Origin of the sequence: Mesorhizobium sp. M7A.F.Ca.CA.001.10.2.1, assembly GCF_003998575.1 — a bacterium.
In the GTDB taxonomy this organism is placed as follows: Bacteria; Pseudomonadota; Alphaproteobacteria; order Rhizobiales; family Rhizobiaceae; genus Mesorhizobium.
In genome coordinates this window covers 1-21444 of record NZ_RZQY01000028.1, presented here as the reverse complement: position 1 = coordinate 21444, position 21444 = coordinate 1, and the positions used below count along the sequence as shown (strand labels likewise).

The window sequence follows — 21444 nt, the reverse complement described above, 5'->3', positions numbered from 1 at the left end:
CAACGTCCAGTTCGGCGCTCCCTTTGCTGCCCAGCCGCGCCGCCGTCAGCCCGCCACCCCCCTCACACTCTCCCGCTCCACCAGCGGGCACTCCAGCTTCGTAATCGGATACCGCCCCCGTCCAGGCGCCGCCGGCGCTTCCAGCTGTTCGATCGCCCATTGGCCCATCGCCATATGCGGCAGGATCGAGGTCGTCAGCGGCGGGAAGAGGTGGCGGGCGATTTCCTCGTCGTCGTAGCCGACCACGGAGATGTCCTGCGGAATGTGCAGGCCGGCTTCCTTCAGCGCTTCGTAGCAGCCGATCGCGGTGCGGTCGTTCTGGCAGAAGATGGCGGTGGGCTTATCCCTGAGCGCCAGCAGCTTGACGGTGGCGGCGTAGCCGGCGCTGGCCGACCAGTCGCCTTCGACCACCAGCTCGGGGTCGAACGGGATGTCGGCGGTGGCGAGCGCGCGGCGGTAGCCTTTCAGGCGGTCCTGGGCGGCCTGCATCCAGGGCTCGCCGGTGATGGTGGCGATGCGGCGGTGGCCGTGGCTGATCAGATGGCGGGTCGAGCTCTGGCCGCCGGCGATCTCGCTCGGCACCACAGCAGGGAAGGCATAGTCCGCCGTATAGCAGTTGAGCAGGATCACCGGGATGTCGAGACCGTAGAGGTAGTCGGGCGCTGTGATCTCGCGGGTGAAGATGGTCATGTAGATCAGCGCCGAAATGCCCCGCTTGGTCAGCGCTGAAATGGCGCGCGGCTCCATGACGGAATCGCCCAGCGTCTGCGCCACCAGAAGCACGTTGCCGGCATTCCACGAGGCCTGGCGCGCGCCCTCGATGGCGACCACGGCTTCCGGGCTGGTGGCGAGCTGGTCGACGGCGAAGCCGATCACCCCGTCCAGCCCTTCGAAGGCGGGCCCCCCGAAGGCAGGCAACGTCGGGTGGAGGGCTGAGAAGGCGGGCGCGGCGTAGCCGAGCGTGCGCGCGGTTTCGATCACCCGTTCGCGGGTCTGCTGCGACAGCTTGATCCCTGGCGAATTGTTGAGCACGAAGGAAACGGTCGCCTGCGAGCAGCCGGCCGCCCTGGCGATATCGATCATGGTGACGCGGCCCTTGGCGCCCTTGGCCGGCGCTTTGCGCCGCCTCGCCGTGTCGCTGGCCCGATCCGTCGTCTCGCTCATGGCAAATCCCAGTCTGGCAGGCCGGTCAGGCCGGCAAGATGGCGTGACGCCGTCGATTTATAGCGGTAACCCCAAGGTCGTTTATAACTATTAGTATACCAGAGGTCCATCCGCCATGAATCCCCATACAAGCCAAAACCTAAAGGGCGGAAGGCTTGGGTGGCGGGCCGGCGGTGACCACGGCTCGGCGGCGGGCGCACCGCGAAACCCCGGCATTGGCGTGGAACTAATACTGTTTACTAATACAAAAATGCCCTGTACCGTCAATCCGTCGCGTCCGGTCGGTGACGTTCGGGGCGGCGGGAGAGTACGAAAAATGGCCCGGTGGCGAGCGGACCTACCTCCGCAACCCTTGTCTCGGATATGTGATATGTCAGACAAATCGGACTATTTACGAACGAAGGATGAGTCTCTAAGGTCCATGATCGTGGCTGGAACGACGCCATTCTTTCGGTGCCGGGAACCCCTTTGAGGAGGAGGGCGTCCACGCTGCAAACGGCAAATCAGGTCAGTGCCAAAATCAGGTTAATGCAAGATCGGCCGGTCCAACGACTGAGCCAAACGGGAGGTTGAACATGAAATCCTTGATACGAACTGCATCCGTAGCCGCGACCGCGCTGCTGCTTGGCCTGTCGGCCACGGCCATCGCGCGCGCCCAAGACAAGCCGACGCTGGCCTTCGTCGTCAACGGCGCTTCCGATTTCTGGAAGGCCGCCGAAGCCGGCGTCAAGAAGGCGCAGGGCGAACTGCCTGACTACAATCTTGAGCTCAAATATCCCGAGCAGTCCTCGGTCGCCATCCAGCAGCGGCTGATGGACGATCTGGTGACCGCCGGCGTCAAGGGCATCATGGTCTCGGCCGTCGATCCCAAGACCTCGACCGATGGGTTGAACAAGATCGCCTCGGAAACGGCGCTGTTCACCACCGACTCTGACGCACCGCAGACCAAGCGCGTCGCCTATATCGGCTCGTCCAATGTCGATGCCGGCAAGCAGGCGGCCGAAATCGCCAAGAAGGCGATGCCCAATGGCGGCAAGTGCCTCGGCTTCGTCGGCCTGCTCGGCGCCGACAACGCCAAGGAGCGCATCCAGGGCATGAAGGACGGCCTGGCCGGCACCAAGATCGAGCTGATCGACGTGCGCGGCGACGACATCGACCAGGCGCGCGCCAAGAAGAATGTCGAGGACGCGCTGGTCGCCAGCCCCGACGTCACCTGCATGGTCGGCTTCTATTCCTACAACACGCCGCGCATCTATGAAGCGCTGCGCGACGCCGGCAAGCTCGGCTCGATCACCGTCGTCGGCTTCGATGACGATCCGATCACGCTGGGCGGCGTCAAGGAAGGCACCATTGCCGCCACCGTCGTGCAGCAGCCCTTCGAATGGGCCTATCAGGGCATGAAGCTGATGGCTGCCTATCTCAAGGGCGACAAGTCGGGCATCCCGGAAGGCAACCTCATCATCATCCCGACCAAGATCATCGGCAAGGATGACGTCGACGCCTACGCCGCCAATCTGAAGGCGATGTCTGGAAACTGATCGTCGTTAGCGCTGCCCCTCATCCGCCTGCCGGCACCTTCTCCCCGTATAGTGACGGGGAGAAGGGAAGCGCTCCAACGCTGGCAATCCCCCTCTCCCCGTCTCTATACGGGGGTCCGAAGGACGGGCGAGACAAGTGGCTCGCCCCGGAAGGGGTAGGGTGAGGGGCAGCGCGACGCCTCGCTTTTTATTGACGGGTTCGATCAGGCCCGTCAGTCTGCGAGGAGGCCGTTCCGCCAATCGCTGTCAGGCATGATGAACTATTCCGACACATCCATTGCTGCATCCGTGACCGCCCCGTTCCTCAGCCTCGAGAACGTGCGCAAGACCTATCCGGGCGTCGTCGCGCTGGACGGCTTCTCCATGGAGGTCAGGCCGGGCGAGGTCATCGGCCTCGTCGGCGAAAACGGCGCCGGCAAATCGACCTTGATGAAGATCCTCGGCGGCGTCACCACGCCCGACAGCGGCACGATCACGGTCGACGGCACCGCGCATGACAGGCTCTCCGTCGAAGCCAGCCTGGGTTCGGGCATCGCCTTCGTCCACCAGGAACTCAACCTGTTCGAAAATCTCGATGTCGCGGCCAACATCTTCTTCGGCCGCGAGCCGTTGCGCGCCGGGCCGCTGAAGCTCGTCGACCGCGCCAGGCTGCGCACCATGGTGGCGCCGCTTTTGAAGCGCGTCGGCGCCAATTTTTCCGCCGACACCCAAGTTGCGACCCTGTCGCTGGCCCAGCAGCAGATGGTCGAGATCGCCAAGGCGCTGTCGATCGAGGCGCGGCTGGTCATCCTCGACGAGCCGACATCGAGCCTGCCGCTCGCCGAAACCGACAAATTGCTCGACGTCATCAAGGCGCTGAAGGCCGACGGCATCAGCGTCATCTTCATTTCGCACCGCCTGCACGAGGTCGAGCGCGTCGCCGACCGCGTCGTCGTGCTGCGCGACGGCATGCTTGCCGGTACGCTGGGCAAGCACGACATCGGCCACGACCAGATGGTCAAGCTGATGATCGGCCGCATGCTGAAGGAGCGCGAAAAAGCCTCCGAAGCTGCGCGTGCGCCCGGCGCCGTAGCGCTTGCGGCCAAGGCCATCCGCACACCGGCCTATCCCGGCCGGCCGGTCGACCTCGACGTCAGGCGCGGCGAAATCCTCGGTCTTGCCGGCCTTGTCGGTTCCGGCCGCACCGAACTGGCGCGGGTGTTCTTCGGCATCGACTCGAAGCTTGGCGGCGCGCTCGAGCTCGACGGCAAGCCGCTCGCGCTGGCGTCCGCGGCCGACGCTGTCGCGCATGGCATCTTCCTGGTGCCGGAAGACCGCAAGCTCACCGGCATCCTGCTCGACCTGTCGATCGCCCAGAATATTTCGCTGCCCAATCTGCCGGCGCATGCGCGCCGCTCGCTGGTGTCCTCAAGCGCCGAGACCGCCACCGCCGAGAAGCAGAAGAAAGATCTCGGCATCAAGGCACCGTCGGTGCAGACGCGCACCGGCACGCTGTCGGGCGGCAACCAGCAGAAGGTCGTGCTCGGCAAATGGCTGGCCATGAACCCGAAAGTGATGATCCTCGACGAGCCGACGCGCGGCATCGACATCGGCGCCAAGGCGGAAATCTATGGCCTGATGCGCGCATTGGCCGATGCCGGCGTCGCCGTGCTGATGATCTCCTCGGACATGGAAGAGGTGATCGGCGTGTCCGACCGCATCGCCGTCATGCATGAGGGCCAGATCTCGGGTATTCTCGACAAGGACCGGTTCAGCCAGGAAAACGTGCTGCTCCTGGCGGTGGGCAAGCAGCCGAAATAGTTCTTGCCACGGGCCGCGCAAACGCGATCCGCTCAGGCATTGGGGAGAAGACGATGAGCAAGAAAGATCTCGGCCTGCTGATCCTGATCTTGGTGGTCGGGGCGATCGTGGCGATCATCAATCCGCGCTTCCTGTTGCCGATCAACCTCGCCAACACCTCGAACCTGATCGGCCTGTTCGGCATCCTGTCGATCGGCCAGGCCTTCGTCATCATCACCGGCGGCATCGAATTGTCGGTCGGCTCGGTGGTAGCGCTGCTTGGCACGCTGTTCATCGACTTCATCGCCGTGCGTGGCATGGAATGGCCGCTGGCCTTCGTGCTCATCCTGGTGCTTGGCGCCATCATTGGCCTGGCGCATGGCTGGCTGATCACAAGGCTCAAGCTGCAGCCCTTCGTCGTCACGCTGTGCGGCCTGTTGATCTACCGCGGCGTTGCCCGCTTCTACACCGCCGACGGCACCGCGGGTTTTGCCTTCGGCCAGAATTTTCCCGACCTCGAATTCCTCACCGCCGGGCGCTCCTATGGCGTTCCCAACAGCTTCATCGCGCTGATCGTCATCTCGATCGTCATGTGGGTGGTGCTGCACCGCTCGGTGTTCGGCCGCTATCTCTACGCCATCGGCAAGAACGAGGAGGCGGCGAAATATTCCGGCATCCGCACCGGCCGCGTCGTCATCGCCGCCTACGTCATTTGCGGCGTGCTGACGGCGCTGTCGGCGATCTATTTCGCCATGTACACGCGCTCGATCTCTCCGGCCAGCCACGGCCAGTTCTACGAACTCTACGCCATCGCCGCCGCCGTGCTCGGCGGCTTCTCGCTGCGCGGCGGTGAAGGCTCGCTGATCGGCGTCATCCTCGGCACGGTGCTGCTGCAGGAACTGCAGAACCTAGTCAACCTGCTCGGCATCCCGTCCTCGCTCAACTTCGCGGTGATGGGCGGCGTCATCCTCATCGGCGTGCTGGTCGACCAGCAATGGGGCGTGTTCCGGGAACGGCGGCTGATGGTCGACGCCACCCGAAAAAGCGCCGCCGGCGCGGCCGCGGAATAGCGCCTCGCGGCGAATGGCGGGCGATGGCTGCAATTCCTGAACCGTTGACGCTCAGGGCCGGCGCGCTCGAAGCCGAACTGGTGCCGCAAATCGGCGGCAGCCTCAGCGCGCTGCGCTGGCGCGGCATCGATCTCATGCGCAGGCTCTCGGACCATGATCGCGAAGCGGGCAACGTGCTTGGCGTGGCCATGTTCCCGATGATACCCTACGCCAACCGCATCGCCGGAAATACCTTCGAGTTTCGAGCGAAGCGCTGGCGGGTCCAGCCCAACAATCCGCCCGAAGCCATCAACGTGCATGGCAGCGGCTGGAAACACCCCTGGACTGTCACTGCAGCGGGCGACGCCCAGGCAACGCTGTCGCTGGATATCGCAGCCAGCCTCGAACCCTACTCCTATCACGCGACGCAGGCTTTCGTGCTGTCCGAAGAAGGCCTCGACGTGACCATGACACTGACCAACACGGGGCCGGTTTCCATGCCGTTTGGTTTCGGCCTGCATCCTTGGTTCGACCGCGACCCGGACGTCACGCTGCAATTCAAGGCCGCGCGGTTCTATCTGGAGGAACCGCAAGGCATCGCCGGCGATCCGATAGCGCTTGCGCCCGAACTCGACTTCGCCGAGAGCCGGCCTTTACCCGCCGGCTGGCGCAACAATGATTATGGCGGCTGGACGGGTGAGGCGACGCTTCGCTTTCCGGCGCGCGGCGCGGGTTTGCGCATCAAGGCCGATCCGATCTTCAAGCACCTGATGCTGTACGCCGATCCGGCCAAGCCTTACTTTTGCGTCGAACCGCAGACCATGGCATCCGGTGCTTTCAACCGGGGCGGATGGAGCGATCCGGACGAGGGCGCCATCGTGCTCGCCCCAGGTGAAAGTTCGGCCGGCACGGTGTCGCTGATGCCCTTTGCGCTTGGGGCTTAAAGCGCCCATCGCGTGAACGAGGCGTCAGGAGCCGACGATCTAGATCAGGCCCGACATGTCGGAAAAAGCCATCGCCTTGCGCAGCACCTCGGCGAAGCGTTCGCCGGCCGCTTCGCGCGGGCCGCTGTTGTCGATCGAGGTGACGCCGGACCCGGACAGAGTGACATTGGCGCTGCGTGCCAGCCGCGCCAGCACTTCGCCGCGTGACTCGCGGCCGCGCATCGCCAGACGCTCGGCCAGCACTTCAGGCGAGGCGGTGATCTCGACGATGGCCAGATTGGCATAGCGTTCGCGCAAGGAGGGGATGATCGCGCGCGACACATTGGCGACAGCGACACGGCCATTGGCGACGGACCAGTCGACATCGGCGGGGATGCCGTAGCGCAAGCCGTGCGCTTCCCAGGAGATGGCGAAGGCGCCATCGGCTTCGGCCTCGACGAAGGCGGCATCGGCCAGCGTGTCGTGGTCCTCGCTGGCGACATCGCTCGGCCTGGTGATGACGCGGCGGACGAACTCCAGCCGCGTTTCGTCGGCAAAGCGGGCGCGGGCGTAGCCGATCACTGTGTCCTTGCCGGCGCCGCTTGGGCCGACGACGGCGACGAAAACGCCATCGCGGATCGGAAACGTCTCGGCCGACAATTCCCGCTCGATCGACGCCGACACCATCATGCGACCCGGCTTCCCTGCCGCCAGACGGTGCGCACCACCGGGACATGGTCGTCGACGCGCACGCGCACCAGATCGGCGCGGCGGCCCTGTTCGATGACGCCGCGATCGGTCAGGCCAACCGCATCGGCCGGGTTCTTCGAGACCATGGCGACGGCCTGCGGCAGGGAAATGCCTTCGACGACATCGCCGAGGAAGAACGCCGACTGGATCAGGCTGAAGGGAATATAGTCGGATGACAAGATGTCGAGCAGGCCGTCGCTGGCCAGCGTGCGGGCCGAGACATTGCCCGAATGCGAGGCGCCGCGCATAACGTTGGGCGCGCCCATCAGCACGCCCATCCCGGCCTCTTTCGAGGCCCTGGCGGCCTCTTCCGTGGTCGGGAATTCGGCGACGCGCACGCCCTGCTCGATCGCCTCGTCGACATGGCCTGATGTGGCGTCGTCGTGGCTGGCCAGCACGATGCCGCGCTCCTGGCAGGCGGCTGATATCACCGCCCGGTTCGGCGCCGAATTGCGCGCCGATTCGGCCATCCGCTTTTCGCAGAACAGCTTGAAGTCGCGATCGGTCAGCTTCAGCTTGCGCTGGTAATAGTAGGCATAGGTCTCGAGATCGACGAACTGGCGCTGGCCTGGCGCATGGTCCATCAGCGACGCCAGCTTGACCCGCTCGTCGCCGTCGAAATTGGCGAAAGCCCTGAGGCAGTCCGGTGCCGAAACCTCGCAGCGCAGATGGATGAAATGGTCGGCGCGCAGACGGTCCTGCTTCACACTGTCCTCGATCGCGTCGGCCAGCTTGCGGATGTCGGCCGATGTCAGGTCGGCGTCTTCGTCCATGCCGACGCGCAAGGCGTCGAGCACGGTGGTGATGCCGGCGGTCGCCACCTGCGCGTCATGGGCGAGCACGGCGGCGATCGGATTCCAGCGCACCTTGGGCCGCGGCGCGTAGTGGCCTTCGAGATGGTCGGTGTGCAATTCGACCAGCCCGGGAATGATATAGTCGCCGCCCATATCCTCGCCGATGCGGCTGATGCCGGATTCGATGCCGGCGATAAAGCCGTCGCGCAGCACCAGCGAACCCTCGACGATCTCGTCGGCAAGCACGATGCGGGCATTGTGGAGAACAGTCTCGGCGGTCATTTCAGGCAGTCCTTCAGGCGGTTTTTCTGGCCGGGCGGCGCCCGAGCGCGTGATGCGAGAGCACCATGAACGGTGCACCCGGTTCGGTTTCGACAAACAAGGTCAGCGCATCCGCCAGCACCTTCTGTTGCAGCACTTCCGCGAACAGGCTGTCGATCGCTGCGCGCAAACGAGGGCTTTCCTGTGACCCCGCCCGGCCCGACAGCGTCATGTGGAAGCGAAAGGTTTCGAAGACATAGGGGTAACCCCATTGGCAGAGATTGCGGAACTCGGCCGGCTTCAGCGAATCCGGGCTGCGCCGCTCGATTTCCGCTTCGCTCAGTGGTGCGCGAAACCGGTCGAAATCGCGCACCACGTCATCGGCGAACCGGTTGAGCGCAGGCACTGGCCCTTCCGGCACCAGTGCGAAGAAGCCGTCGATCTGGCTGACCACGAGACGCGGGATGGTCACCACCGGCGTCGCCTCGGCGAATTGGTCGAGTGCGGCGCGCAGCGAGGCTTCCGTCTCGTCGGCAGCCAGGCGGAAGGGGGCTTTCAGCGTTGCGTGAAAGCCATAGCGGCGCGCCGAAGCGGTGTGGAAAGCGACTTCCGCCGCCGACAGGTCGGCCACCGCTTCGACCGGCCTCGTCGCGGCGCCGAACGCGTCGCGGCCCAGCCAGTCGGCGGCGATCCGCGCCAGAGGCTCGTCCTGCCGGGGGGTGAAATAGAGGGCGTAGCGCATGGAAAGTCCTTGTCAGCTTCGCTGCCATAGGTGATTTCCATGACGAATTGACGAAGCCTTGCTGGCTTTCAGGTAACAAAACGCTGCGGCGGGGTCATTAGCCGACGATTTTTTCGTGCTGGACCAGGGAGCGAGTGCTCACGCAGCGACCGATCAGGCCTTCATCAACCACTCGTGCTCGGGCGCGTTGTGGAATTTCCACGTCCGCTTCGGTCCGGCCATGACGTTGAGATAATAGAGGTCGTAGCCGTGGCAGGCGGCGCAGGGGTGATAGCCCCCGGGCACCAGCACGACATCGCCATCCTCGATCGCCATCGCTTCGTCGAGCGCGCGATGGCCATTCTCGTCGGCATCGGTGTAGACGCGCTGGAAGGCAAAGCCCTGCGGCGGGTTGAGACGGTGATAGTAGGTTTCCTCAAGATAGGATTCAGCGGGCAGATTGTCCCGGTCGTGCTTGTGCGGCGGATAGCTCGACGTGTGGCCGCCGGGCGTGATCACCTCGACCACCAGCAGCGAATCGGCCGGCTTGCCCTCCGGCAATATGTTGGTGACATAGCGTGTGTTGGTGCCCTTGCCGCGCACCTCCTGGCCGAGATCGTCCGGTCCGATGACGCGAACCGGCAGACCGCCGCCAAGGCCCGGCGCCGAGCAGACCGCGAGTTCCAGTCCGGTGTCCGCCGTCACCGACCAATCCGATCCCTCAGGCACATACACCGACCACGGCTTGCCCTCGAAGGGCGACATGCGCTCGCCGAGCAGGCCGAGATCCTTGCCGCCGGCTGAAGCCTTGCCCTTGCCGGTAACGAACACCAGGCAGACTTCGCGATCCTCCGTCTTGCCGGAGACGCTCTCGCCCGGCTTCAGCCGATGCAGGTCGAAACCGACATAGGTCCAGCCGGCGCTTTTCGGCGTCACATGGGCGACGCGGCCATGGCCTTTGTCGGCTTTGACGAGCAGCTTCGACATTTTTGTCTCCTATTCCGTTGGCTTGAAGGACTCCGTGAAGCCAAGCCGCCTGTTTGAAAGGGCCATCGCAAATCTTCGGCCGGCGCCCTTCCAACTTCGTCATCCTAGGGCGAAGCAGGAGCGAAGCTCCGTCGCGGAGACCCTAGGATCCATGCCGTTGCCTCGGCCGAAGGGCGCAGCGGAGCGGATTCTGCACCGTCACACCAGCTTCAAAGTCATGGCATGGATCCTAGGGTCTGCGCCGCGTCGCTTCGCTCCTTGCTCCGCCCCAGGATGACGAAACGAGAAGCACTGCAAGATAGTCGCCAACGCATGCGATCAGTTACTCCTTCGGCTCGGGCTCGACCGAAGGCTTCGCCTCGTCAGCAGGCTTGTAGAGATAAAAAAACTGCCAGACGGCGTAGCCGGCGAAGCCGAGCGCGATCATGCCCCAGAACGGCGTGCTGGTGGCGAACTCGATGATCGACCAGATGACGCAGACCGCGACGATGGCGACACGCCGCCACAAAGGTCGGAAGAAGGGGTGTTCGGAATCTTTCATAGGGCCAATCTACAGCAATCGGTCTCGCCGGGAACCCGTCGCACCAGCCATTGGGAAACTAGACATTTGGAAAGCCTTGCGTCTCGACCGTATAGCCGGCGGCGGTCATGACGCGCATCAATTCCTTGTAGCCAACCTGTGCCATCCTGAGTGGCGGGTTCTTCTTCGGGTCCTGCTCGGCCTCGACCACGAACCAGCCCTCATAGCCATGGTCGGCGAAGCGCTGCACGATGGCGCCGAAATCGAGCGAGCCGTCGCCCGGCACGGTGAAGGCGCCCAGCGCCACCGCGTCGAGGAAGGATTGTTTGGTGCGATCGAGCTTTTCGATCACGCCCATGCGAACGTCCTTCACATGCACATGGCTGATGCGGGTATGATGGTTGTCGATGGCACGCAGCACGTCTCCGCCGGCGAATGCCAGATGTCCGGCATCGAGCAGCAGCGGAATGCCGGCTCCGGAATAGCGCATGAAGGCATCGAGTTCCGGCTCGGTCTCGACCACCGCCGCCATGTGGTGATGATAGGACAGCGGCATACCCTGTTCGGCGCACCATTCGCCAAACGCGGTCAGGCGTTTCGCGTAAGCCTTCATCTCGTCATCCGACAGCTTCGGCTTGGTCGCCAGCGGCTTCGAGCGGTCGCCCTGGATCGAGCGGCCGACTTCGCCATAAACGATGCAAGGCGCATTCACCGCCTTGAACAGGTCGATCATCGGCTGGATGCGATCCTTGTTGTCGGCCATCTCCCCATCGACCAGCGTGCCGGAGAACCAGCCACCGCATAGCGTGACGTCGGACGCCTTCAGGATCGGCAGCATGATTTCGGGATCATTGGGAAAACGCCGGCCCATCTCCATGCCGGTGAAGCCGGCCGAGCGCGACTGGCGCAGGCATTCTTCCAGCGACACGTCATCGCTGAGTTCCGCAAGATCGTCGTTCCACCACGCAATGGGGGACATGCCCAGTTTGGCTTTCAAGTCGTCACTCCGGTTTAGAACAGTTATCCTTTGGTTGCCGCCGCCCCTCATCCGCCTGCCGGCACCTTCTCCCCGTATAGGGACGGGGACAAGGGGTCTAGCCGCGACCTCGGCGTCTTTCTTGCGACGGCGGTGATTGGCGAAACCGGTGGTGACAGCGTCCCTCTCCCCGTCCCTATACGGGGAGAGGATGCCGGCAGGCAGGTGAGGGGCAGCGCCGACCTCAATCACCCACACTCTGCATCTTCCGCTTTTCGTCATACGCCTTGCGCGCCGCGTTGACCTGCGGCCGTACAGACACTTCCGGCACCGCCACGTCCCACCAATGGCCGCCGGCATCCGTGGAAACCAGCGGGTCGGTGTCGATGACGAGCACCGTTGTGCGCGTATTCTTCCTGGCTTGTGCCAGCGCGTTTTCCAGCCCGGCGATCGACGGCACTTTCTCGGCGATCGCCCCCATGCTCGCCGCATGCGCGGCAAAGTCGATGTCGGGCAGAACCTCGTGGCGCGAGTCCTTCAGCAGATTGTTGAAGTTGGCGCCGCCGGTCGCCATCTGCAGCCGGTTGATGCAGCCATAGCCTCTGTTGTCGAGCAGCACGATAGTGAGCTTGAGGCCGAGCATCACCGAGGTGGCGATTTCGGAGTTCATCATCAGGTAGGAGCCGTCGCCGATCATGACGACGATCCCCTCGCCGGGCTTCGCCATCTTGGCTCCGAGCCCGCCGGCAATCTCGTAGCCCATGGTCGAGAAGCCATATTCGCCATGATACGATCCGGGCGCGCCCGCCTGCCAAAGTTTGTGCAATTCGCCCGGCAACCCGCCGGAGGCATTCAGCAGCGTCACACCGGAGCCCATGGCGCGCTGCACGGCGCCGATCACCTGCGCGTCGGACGGGTAGGCGGCATTGGTCGACGCCGTCACCTTGGCCGCCTCGGCCTGCCAGGCCTTCTTGCCGGAGGACGCATTGTCGGTCCAGCTTGCCGGCGCCTTCCAGCCCTTCAGCGCAGCACTGAGTTCGGCCAGGCCCTCGGCCGCATCGGCGACCAGTGGCAGGGCGCGGTGCTTGCCGGCGTCGAAGGGCTGCACGTTGAGCCCGATGATGGTCTTGCCCGAATTCTTGAACAGCGCCCACGAACCGGTGGTGAAGTCCTGCAGACGCGTGCCGATGGCCAGCACGACATCGGCTTCCTCAGCCAACCGGTTGGCGGCAGAAGTTCCGGTGACGCCGACCGCCGCCATGTTGAGCGGATGGTCGTCCGGCAACGAGGATTTGCCGCCTTGCGTCTCGCAGACCGGGATGCCGGCGCTCTCGGCGAATTTCGCCAGTTCGTCCGACGCCTGCGAATAGAGGACGCCGCCGCCGGCGATCACCAGCGGCTTTTTTGCGCCCTTCAGCGCCGCTACCGCGGCGGCAAGCTCATGGCGATCCGGGCGCGGCCGGCGCTGGTGCCAGACCCTCTCGGCAAAGAAACTCTCGGGGTAGTCGTAGGCCTCGGCCTGCACGTCCTGGCACAGAGACAGCGTCACCGGGCCGCATTCGGCCGGATCGGTCAGCACGGCCATGGCGCGGCTGAGCGCAGGAATGATCTGCTCCGGCCGGGTGATGCGGTCGAAATAGCGTGAAACCGGACGGAAGCAGTCATTGACCGTAGCCGTGCCGTCGGAGAAATCCTCGGCCTGCTGCAGCACCGGATCTGGGATGCGGTTGGCGAAGACGTCGCCCGGCAAAAACAGGACGGGCAACCTGTTTACATGGGCGAGCGCCGCCGCCGTCACCATGTTGAGCGCGCCGGGGCCGATCGAAGAGGTCGCGGCCATGAAGCGGCGGCGGAAATTGGCCTTGGCGTAGGCGATCGCCGCATGCGCCATCGCCTGTTCATTGTGGGCGCGGAAGGTCGGCAGCTCGTCGCGCAGCTGATAAAGCGCCTCGCCGATGCCGGCGACATTGCCGTGGCCGAAGATCGCCCAGACGCCGCCGAAGATCGGGACTTTGCTCCCGTCGATCTCGGTCATCTGGCGTGACAGGAAGCGGGTCAGCGCCTGCGCCATTGTCAGGCGGATTGTCTTGCTCATGGTGTTTTCCTCCGCAGTCCTATTCCGCGCCTTCTTATGCCGCCTTGCGGCCGCGCTCGGCAAGCCACGCATCCGTCAACTGTTCGAAGCGCTGCGCCATGTCGGCGATCGCCTCGTTATCCGACATCTTGCCGGCCAGCCATTGTTCGGCCGCATGGACGAAGATGGTGCGGCCGACGGCAAAGCCCTTGACGATGGGCGCCTTGGCGGTGGCGGCGAACGCCGCTTCCAGCTCGTCCTGCGGCGCTTCCAGGCCCAGCAGCACGACGCCGCGGCACCACGGGTCGTGCTTCAGGATGACGGCCTCGATCTTCGCCCAGGCGCCGCTCGACGCCTGCGGCTCGAGCTTCCACCAGTCCGGCTTGATGCCGAGCGCATAGAGTTCCTCCAACGCGCGCGGGATCGTCGTGTCGTCGAGCTTGCCATGTTTGCCGGCAATGATCTCGATGAGAAGTTCCCTGCCGACCTTCCGCGCGCCTTCGAACAGGGCGCGCAACTTCTGCTGCTGTTCTTCCTTCAGCGCCGCCGGATCGTCGGGGTGATAGAAACACAGGCATTTGATGCAATGGTCGACCGGCCATTCGACAAGCTGCGAGCCGATGTCCTGCGAGAATTCGAAGCGCAGCGGCCGCGAACCCGGCAACTCTACCGGCCGCCCGAGCCAGGCGAAGGAATGCCTGGCGAATTCGAACATTGCCTTGCGGCCGTGTTTCTCGTCGATCAGCATGCCGTAGCCGTCGCGGCCGGCGGCGACCTTCGCAGCCGCCTTGACTGCCAGCACCTTGAATTCTTCGATCCGTGCCGGATCGGCGCCGGCCTTCGCCGCCACATCCTCGAGCTGCACGCGGTGGTCGCACGCGAGCACCATCAGCGAGGGAATGTCGCGCCGGCGCGTCGTTGCCCAATGGATGTGGTTGATCGCCTCGTCCTTGCGCAACGCCAGATGCTCGCTGCCGTGTTTGAGGAAGAACCGCAGTTCTTCGAAGGTCGGATATTCCGGCGCGCAGAGCAGACGCGACACGGCGAAGGCGCCGCAGGCATTGGCCCAGGTCGCCGCTGTCGCATGATCTTCGCCACCCAGCCAGCCGCGCAGGAAACCGGACATGAAGGCATCGCCGGCGCCCAGCACATTGTAGATCTCGATCGGAAATCCCTTGCCGACGACACCGTCCTCGAGATCGTCGCTGATCGGTCCGTCATAGACGATGCAGCCCATGGCGCCGCGCTTCAGGACGATGGTGGCGGACGACAGCGAGCGGATCGTCTTCAAGGCGCTCAGGCAATCGTCGGCGCCCGACGCGATCATGATCTCCTCCTCGGTGCCGACGATGAGGTCGCAATCGGGCAGCACCGTCTTCAACTGCGCCGAGACCCGGTCCGATTTCACATAGCGCTCGAACCCTTCGGCATGGCCGGCAAGGCCCCACAGGTTCGGCCGGTAGTCGATGTCGAACACCACCTTGCCGCCCTTGGCCTTCATGATGCGGATCGCCTTGCGCTGCGCGGCATCGCTGTTGGGCCTGGAAAAATGCGTGCCGGTGACGACGATCGAGCGCGCCGAGGCGATGAAGGCCTCGTCGATGTCTTCCGGCGCCAGCGCCATGTCGGCGCAGTCCGAGCGATAGAAGATCATCGGCGAAACGCCTTCGTCCTCGACCGACAGCAGCACCAAGGCGGTAAGCCGCTCCTTGTCGGTCTTAAGGCCGTCGACATTGACGCCTTCACGCGTCAGCTGCTCGCGGATGAAGCGGCCCATCTGCTCGTCGCCGACGCGGGTGAGCAGTGCCGAGCGCAGGCCGAGCCTGGCCGTGCCGACCGAGATGTTGGCCGGGCAGCCGCCGACCGACTTGGCGAAGGAGGTGATGTCCTCCAGCCGCGAGCCGATCTGCTGCCCATAAAGGTCCACGGAAGCGCGACCGATAGTGATAACGTCGAGCGGCGCGTATTCAGCGTCCACGGCTTCGCTCATTGGAACCTCCCGTCGGCCTTGTTGTGTTGGGGTACACGCGCGAGCGGCAGCGTGGCGCCGGGAATATGAAATAATAATTCCAATCCATAGTCAATATGGAATGAGTGTTCCTTCCGTGAAAAGTGTCTTTTCGGCGATGGATCAGGCCTTGCGCTTGCGGCCCGTGTCGCGTCGCTTCTCGCCGACGCCGACGGTCAGCGCCATGGCCAGCGCCATTGTCGCCGACAGCGAGCGGAAGCCGGCGAAATCGGCCTCTGCAACCTCGAACCAGACCTTGGCGAACTGGGCGAGCGGCGAAAACGAGCTGTCGGTGATGGCGACGATCGGCACGCCCTGTTCCGAAATGCTGCGCGCTTCCTCGATCGTGGCCGGTGCGTAGGGCGAGAAGGAAATGGCGATGACGGCATCCGCCGGCGTGGCGAAGCCGATCATCTCGGCATTCAGCCCGGCCGCCGATTCGATCAGCTGGTTGCGGATCTTCAGCTTGCCCAGCGCATAGGCGATGTAGGACGCCACCGGATACGAGCGGCGCTTGGCCAGCACGTAGATGGTCTCGGCCTTCGCCAGCAGGGAAATGGCGTCTTCCAGATGCGCGTCGTCCAGCGTGCGCGAAATGTCGTTGAGCGAGGTGCTGGCGGCGGCGACGAAGCCGTCGAAGATCGACCGATGGCCGGCGCCGCCCTCTGCCTTGGCGCGCAGCGCCTGCAGCCTTTCGTCATAGGATGAGTTGCGCTCGCGCAGCCGTTCGCGAAACACCTGCTGCAGGCTGGTGAAACCATCGAAGCCAAGCTGCTGGGCAAATCGGATCAGGGTCGAAGGCTGCACGCCGGCCGAAGCGGCGATGCTGGCGGCGGTGCCGAAAGCGATATCGTCGGGATTGTCGAGCGCATGGGCAGCGATCTGGGCGATGCGCTTCGGCAGGCTTTCGCGCCGCTCCAGGATGGTGGTGCGCAGCGTCTCGAAATCGCGAGGTACCCGTTCGTCCATCGTCGCTCTGTCCAGGCTCATACGTGAAGCGTCCTCTGTGCATCATCATAGCGAGCCTGCGCAAGAACACCATAAAAAATGAGGCAGACATTCCATTCCAAGAGAAAATGGACTAATTCATCCACGCAGCGCTTCAAGCAGTGGAGAAACGGAAAATGGTCGGCGTCGGTCTCATCGGTACGGGTTTCATGGGCAAGTGTCATGCCATCGCATGGAGTGCCGTCAGCGCCGTCTTTCCCGACGTTGCCAAGCCACGGCTGGTCCATCTCGGCGAGGTCAATGAAGAGCTTGCCCGGCGCAAGGCGGGCGAGTTCGGGTTCGCCAAGGCGTCGGGCGACTGGCGTGCCGTCGTCAACGATCCCGAAGTCGATATCGTCTCGCTGACCACGCCCAACCAGTTCCATCCGGAAATGGCCATCGCCATCCTCGAAGCCGGCAAGCATCTGTGGTGCGAAAAGCCGATGGCGCCGAGCTTTGCCGAGGCCGAGGCGATGGCAGCGGCGGCGAGAAAGTCCGGCAAGATCGCGGCGCTCGGCTACAACTACATCCAGAGCCCGGCCATCCGCCACATCGGCGCTTTGCTGGAAGAGAAGATCATCGGCGAGGTCAACCATCTGCGCATCGAGATGGACGAGGACTTTATGGCCGACCCAGAGGCGTTGTTCTTCTGGAAGCACGAAGCCGCGTCAGGCTATGGCGCGCTCGACGATTTCGCCGTGCATCCGCTGTCGCTGGTCTCAGCCCTGTTCGGCCGCGTCGCCAGTGTCATCTGCGACATGGCCAAACCCTATGCCGATCGCAAGCTGGCCAGCGGCGGCCGCCGCGCTGTGGAGACCTACGACATAGCCAGCGTGCTGATGCATCTGGAAAGCGGCATTGCCGGCACGCTGCTGGTCAACCGCTCGGCCTGGGGCCGCAAGGGCCGCATCGCCGTCCAGATCTTCGGCTCGAAAGGGTCGATCCTGTTCGACCAGGAACGATCGAACGAATTCCAGCTCTATCTCACATCAGATCGGCCGACCGAGCAGGGCTACCGCACCATCCTGGTGGCGCCGCACCACAAGCCCTATGACCTCTTCGTGCCGGCGCCAGGCCATGGCCTCGGCTTCAACGACCTCAAGATCATCGAGTGCCACGAACTGCTGACGCGGCTTGAAGGCAGGCCGGCACGGCTCATCGAATTCGCCGAAGGGCTGGAGATCGAGCGCACGGTGCACGCGATGGCGCGCTCCTTCGAGGAAAAGCGCTGGGTGGACGTGCGGTGAGGCGGCGGCTCACCTTCTCCCCTTGCGGGAGAAGGTGGCCTCGCGAAGCGAGGTCGGATGAGGGGTGCTCCAGGGAACACCAACGTCTCACTCCGCTGGAACACCCCTCATCCGTCTCGGCGCTGCGCACCGATCCACCTTCTCCCACAAGGGGGAGAAGGGAGAATCGCGTCAGCCGCCAACCGCCGCATTGATCTCCCATCCATTCACCCAGACCTGCCGCAAGCGGTCGCCTTCGCCCTTGAACCGCAACCCCGTCGCCTGGCAATCCTCGATCCGGTCGCTGCGGAAATTGCGGATCGCCTGGCGCAGCTCGCACCAGGCGACGATGTTGGCGGTTTCGGCGTAGTAGATGAGCGCGATCGGGCGGACGAGGCGCTCGGAGGCCCGGCCCATCTCGTCGCGATATGAGAGATCGAGCTTCTCCTCGTCGCGGATGGCGCGTCGCACCAGCGCCAAGTCGATCGCGCCGGTCGAGGGCGCGGCGAATCCCCACGCATGCAGCGCATTGGCGTCGAAGGCCTGGCGCAAGGGTGGTGGCACCGCCCCGGCGATCTTGGCGCTGACGCGCTTGGCCGCCTGCTTGAGCTCGCTGTCTCCGGTGCGCTCCAGCAGCGCCAGCGACAGGACGATCGCCTCCATCTCCTCGATCGAGAACATCAGCGGCGGCAGGTCGAAGCCGGGGCGCAGGATATAGCCGATGCCGCGGCCCCCTTCGATCGGAACGCGCATCGCCTGCAGCGCTGCGATGTCGCGATAGATCGAGCGTACCGTCACTTCCAGCCGCTCGGCAATCGTCGCCGCCGTCACCGGCTGCCGCGCCAGCCGCACGATCTGGATGATCTCGAACAGGCGTGACGCCTTGCGCATTTTTTCCCCGGGTTGCGAGCCCAATTGACACAGCATTGTCAGTTGGGCTGACCTATAGGAGCGCCTATCGACTTGAAAATCAACAGGTTCCGCTGCGGTTTGGCGGAGCGAGGCGGCAGGCAACTGACATGGGCTATGCGGAAAATCTCTGGCTTTTCTTTATCCTGCTGTTCGGCATCATCGCCGTTCCGGGCATGGACATGCTCTTCGTGCTTGCCAATGCACTGACCGGCGGGCGCGACAGGGGTCTCGCCGCGACCGGCGGCATCATGGTCGGCGGCATGGTGCACACGCTGAACGGCGCCATCGGCGTCGGCCTGCTGATGCATTTCGTGCCGATCCTGTTCAAGCCGCTTCTGCTTGCCGGCGCCGCCTACATGGCCTTTATCGGCATCACGCTGATGCGCAGTTCCATCACTGTCGGTCAGGAAGGGCCTGCCGGCAGCCGGTCCGCATGGAAGGCCTTTCGCCAGGGTTTTGTGACCTGCCTGATCAACCCGAAGGCATACCTGTTCGTGCTTGCCGTCTACCCGCAGTTCCTGAAACCGGACTACGGTCCGATCTGGATGCAGGCGACGGTCATGGGGCTGCTGACCGTGGCCACCCAGGCTGCGATCTATGGCGGACTGGCGATCACGGCTGGCCGCAGCCGCAACCTTCTGATCGCCAATCCGCGGGCGACCATTTTTGCCGGCCGGGCGGCCGGACTGCTGCTCTTTGCCGTGTCGGTGTTCACGGCATGGGAAGGATTAAGGGCGGCGTAGGATTTCTTGCGAAGAAGACCCCCACCTCTAACCCCTCCCCCACAAGGGGGAGGGAGACTCCCGCCGGCGCTGACAATGGCAAACTGCCGAGGCTTTCAGACGCCAAGGATCGGTGCGCGGCAGCGTTCCCTCCCCCTTGTGGGGAGGGTCCTTCTTCGCAAGAACCCATATGCGATAGCCCTGCCTCAAGGGGGGAGATCGGACGTCGCGACCATTTTCGCCAATTTTCGACGTTAGAAAAAAGCTGTGAAGTTGAAGCTGCCAATCTCCCCACTTGAGGGGGAGATGTCCGGCAGGACAGAGGGGGGCGCTGTCTCGCCGACATCCAAAGAGTCCGGCTAATTCCCCGACACCAATGTATCCGTGATCTCAAACCGCTCGGCCACCCCGATGCGGATCATGTTGAGGCTGCCTTCGCGGGTGAAGCGGAAGTCGCCGGGCGCGTCGGAACCGGCCGGCTGGCCGGCACGGAAGGAAATGATGCGCGTGCCGCCGTCGGGCCAGGTCACAGTGATGTTCGCCTTGTCGGCGGTGTGCACCACGCTGACCTTGCAGCGCTCCATCGGCTGGCCGACATAGCGGGCGCAGGGAATCTCGGGATCCGGCGAGACGTCAGGCGCCGCCAGCGCCAGTACGTACGCATCCTGCATGGCGGCGCGGCCGATTTCGGCGGCGGATTTTGGCGTGCTTTCGGCTGCCGGGCCGGCGCCGCCAAGCCGCGCCGTCAGGTCGGGCGGTGCGACCGGCGCGCTGTTGGCCGGGCCGGTGGCATGGGATTGATCCGGCGCCGAGGACTGCCCGGCGTCATTGGCGCTGCCGGTGGAGGCAACCACCGGCGCGTCGGCCGGTCTTGTCTCGCCTTCGACATAGGGAGCCGGATTGAGGGGGATGAGATAGCGCGCCGGCGCCCAGCCGCTCAGCTTCTCCTTGCCCGTGCTTTCGATTTTGCACCATTTGTAGCCGTTGATGTCGTTGCAGCCGAGATTGGTGACCATGTCGCCGCTGCTCAGCCGCGCCTCGACCGTGGCGACCGGCGATGCGGTGGTGCGGACTTTGAGAAGGTCGTCCGGCGCCAGGCCGGTGACGACGGAGATGACGAGCTCCGGCGCCTCTTGGGCCATCTCTTCAGCCATAGCGGGGGCAATCACCGGCCACGCCGTCATCAACAGCGGAGCCGCAATCAGCGCATGGAGGGTTGTTCGGAGCGTAACTGTGCGCCTCATCTTTTGGCCGTGCGCTGATACCGTGCCGCGGCGGATCGAGCCCGCCGCAAGCCCGGCCGGTTTTATAAGGGACGACGCGGCGCCATGTAAGCCCGAAAATTCGGCTCGCCGTTTCGCCAGCCTCAACCCGGACCGCCGGGCCGTGAGGCAGCTCAGCTGGACGGGCGTGAACGCGCAAGAGCGTTCAGCCGGGCATGAACGCAAGAGCGTTCAGCCGGGCAGGGGCATGAAGCCGGTTCTGAGCGCGTGAGCCCATTCCGGCCGGCCCGCCTGTTCGGCTTGCCTGGCGGCCGCCTCGTGGTCGTAGTCGACGGCGATGGCCTCGAAGCGGTCGGGTTGGCCGTTGCTGCCCAAGGTGACGATGCCGTAGCGCGCATGCGGCGAGCCCTGCTCGGAGACATGCGCCGGCGGTGTGGAATCCTCATAGGCAGGGCAGCCGATGCTGCCCGGATTGAAGATGACGGGACCATCGGGGACGCGGATCAGTTCCGCGCGGTGGCTGTGGCCGCACAGCGCGATGCGGCAAGCCGGGTCGAGCGTCTTCAGCCGCCGCCGGATCGCCGCCAACGGCGCACGCACCAGCTGGCCATTGACGATGGTATCGGCGAGATATTTCTCGTCATGGTCGGGACGGGCGTGGAAAGCGATGATTCCGGGTGCGATCTCCAGCGTCAGCGGCTGGGCGAAAAGCATCTGGCGCTGCGTCTCGGTCAGCCGCTCCTGCGCATAGACGTCGGAGGGCCACATGGTGTCATCGGCGGGGTCGGCGGCGACACGGCGGTCGTGGTTGCCGCGCACGGTCGGCAGGT

The 21444-nt window shown here is 64.5% G+C and carries 19 protein-coding genes; 6 read left to right on the top strand and 13 right to left on the bottom strand.

Going from position 1 to position 21444, the window contains the following annotated elements; translation table 11 throughout:
* Positions 1-45: 45 nt before the first annotated feature.
* A complete protein-coding gene (locus EN964_RS03715) occupies positions 46-1164 on the bottom strand; it encodes a LacI family DNA-binding transcriptional regulator (protein ID WP_206518854.1) in 1119 nt (372 codons plus the stop codon).
* 575 nt (positions 1165-1739) lie between these two features.
* Between EN964_RS03715 and EN964_RS03710 the strand changes: the two genes are divergently transcribed.
* From EN964_RS03710 to EN964_RS03695, 4 genes are all read left to right on the top strand, one after another.
* Positions 1740-2702 (top strand): sugar-binding protein, encoded by a 963-nt coding sequence (locus tag EN964_RS03710; RefSeq protein WP_127269276.1) that lies wholly within the window; start codon positions 1740-1742, stop codon positions 2700-2702.
* 255 nt (positions 2703-2957) lie between these two features.
* The gene (locus EN964_RS03705) at positions 2958-4502 is read left to right on the top strand and encodes a sugar ABC transporter ATP-binding protein (protein ID WP_127269277.1); all 1545 of its coding nucleotides are present in this window, start codon (positions 2958-2960) and stop codon (positions 4500-4502) included.
* A gap of 53 nt (positions 4503-4555) precedes the next feature.
* Positions 4556-5551, top strand: a complete 996-nt coding sequence (locus tag EN964_RS03700; RefSeq protein ID WP_027040007.1) for an ABC transporter permease — start codon at positions 4556-4558, stop codon at positions 5549-5551.
* 23 nt (positions 5552-5574) lie between these two features.
* Positions 5575-6474 (top strand): aldose 1-epimerase, encoded by a 900-nt coding sequence (locus EN964_RS03695; RefSeq protein WP_127271236.1) that lies wholly within the window; start codon positions 5575-5577, stop codon positions 6472-6474.
* A 39-nt stretch (positions 6475-6513) separates the two neighbouring features.
* Here EN964_RS03695 and phnN read toward each other — a convergent pair whose 3' ends face one another.
* The 9 genes from phnN to EN964_RS03650 all read right to left on the bottom strand — a co-directional run bounded on the left by phnN (position 6514) and on the right by EN964_RS03650 (position 16513).
* Positions 6514-7143, bottom strand: a complete 630-nt coding sequence (gene phnN, locus EN964_RS03690) for a phosphonate metabolism protein/1,5-bisphosphokinase (PRPP-forming) PhnN (RefSeq protein WP_164748922.1) — start codon at positions 7141-7143, stop codon at positions 6514-6516.
* A complete protein-coding gene (locus EN964_RS03685) occupies positions 7140-8279 on the bottom strand; it encodes an alpha-D-ribose 1-methylphosphonate 5-triphosphate diphosphatase (RefSeq protein WP_127269078.1) in 1140 nt (379 codons plus the stop codon). The genes phnN and EN964_RS03685 overlap by 4 nt, the downstream gene beginning before the upstream one ends.
* Positions 8280-8292: 13 nt before the next feature.
* Positions 8293-9000, bottom strand: a complete 708-nt coding sequence (locus tag EN964_RS03680; RefSeq protein WP_127276172.1) for a DUF1045 domain-containing protein — start codon at positions 8998-9000, stop codon at positions 8293-8295.
* A gap of 153 nt (positions 9001-9153) precedes the next feature.
* Positions 9154-9966 carry a 5-deoxy-glucuronate isomerase gene (iolB, locus tag EN964_RS03675; RefSeq protein WP_127269080.1) on the bottom strand — a complete coding sequence of 271 codons (813 nt, stop codon included), beginning with the start codon at positions 9964-9966 and terminating at the stop codon, positions 9154-9156.
* Positions 9967-10288: 322 nt separating this feature from the next.
* Positions 10289-10507 carry a DUF3329 domain-containing protein gene (locus tag EN964_RS03670; RefSeq protein WP_127269081.1) on the bottom strand — a complete coding sequence of 73 codons (219 nt, stop codon included), beginning with the start codon at positions 10505-10507 and terminating at the stop codon, positions 10289-10291.
* A gap of 58 nt (positions 10508-10565) precedes the next feature.
* The gene (iolE, locus tag EN964_RS03665; protein WP_127269082.1) at positions 10566-11483 is read right to left on the bottom strand and encodes a myo-inosose-2 dehydratase; all 918 of its coding nucleotides are present in this window, start codon (positions 11481-11483) and stop codon (positions 10566-10568) included.
* 223 nt (positions 11484-11706) lie between these two features.
* The gene (iolD, locus tag EN964_RS03660) at positions 11707-13557 is read right to left on the bottom strand and encodes a 3D-(3,5/4)-trihydroxycyclohexane-1,2-dione acylhydrolase (decyclizing) (protein ID WP_127271234.1); all 1851 of its coding nucleotides are present in this window, start codon (positions 13555-13557) and stop codon (positions 11707-11709) included.
* Between the two features lie 34 nt (positions 13558-13591).
* A complete protein-coding gene (gene iolC / locus EN964_RS03655) occupies positions 13592-15526 on the bottom strand; it encodes a 5-dehydro-2-deoxygluconokinase (protein ID WP_127276170.1) in 1935 nt (644 codons plus the stop codon).
* A gap of 141 nt (positions 15527-15667) precedes the next feature.
* Complete coding sequence (locus tag EN964_RS03650) at positions 15668-16513, bottom strand: MurR/RpiR family transcriptional regulator (protein WP_164748924.1); 846 nt, start codon at positions 16511-16513, stop codon at positions 15668-15670.
* Positions 16514-16668: 155 nt separating this feature from the next.
* Here EN964_RS03650 and EN964_RS03645 point away from each other — a divergent pair, with 155 nt between their 5' ends.
* Positions 16669-17778 (top strand): Gfo/Idh/MocA family protein, encoded by a 1110-nt coding sequence (locus EN964_RS03645; RefSeq protein ID WP_127269053.1) that lies wholly within the window; start codon positions 16669-16671, stop codon positions 17776-17778.
* Positions 17779-17949: 171 nt separating this feature from the next.
* Here EN964_RS03645 and EN964_RS03640 read toward each other — a convergent pair whose 3' ends face one another.
* The gene (locus EN964_RS03640; RefSeq protein WP_127269054.1) at positions 17950-18648 is read right to left on the bottom strand and encodes a YafY family protein; all 699 of its coding nucleotides are present in this window, start codon (positions 18646-18648) and stop codon (positions 17950-17952) included.
* Positions 18649-18776: 128 nt separating this feature from the next.
* On the opposite strand from EN964_RS03640, the gene EN964_RS03635 reads away from it, so the two are divergent.
* Complete coding sequence (locus tag EN964_RS03635; protein WP_127269055.1) at positions 18777-19412, top strand: LysE family translocator; 636 nt, start codon at positions 18777-18779, stop codon at positions 19410-19412.
* A gap of 338 nt (positions 19413-19750) precedes the next feature.
* On the opposite strand, the gene EN964_RS03630 is transcribed toward EN964_RS03635, so the two are convergent.
* Positions 19751-20545 (bottom strand): SH3 domain-containing protein, encoded by a 795-nt coding sequence (locus tag EN964_RS03630; protein ID WP_306663754.1) that lies wholly within the window; start codon positions 20543-20545, stop codon positions 19751-19753.
* A 300-nt stretch (positions 20546-20845) separates the two neighbouring features.
* The coding region (locus EN964_RS03625; protein WP_127276168.1) for a metallophosphoesterase at positions 20846-21444 on the bottom strand (599 nt) is incomplete at its 5' end.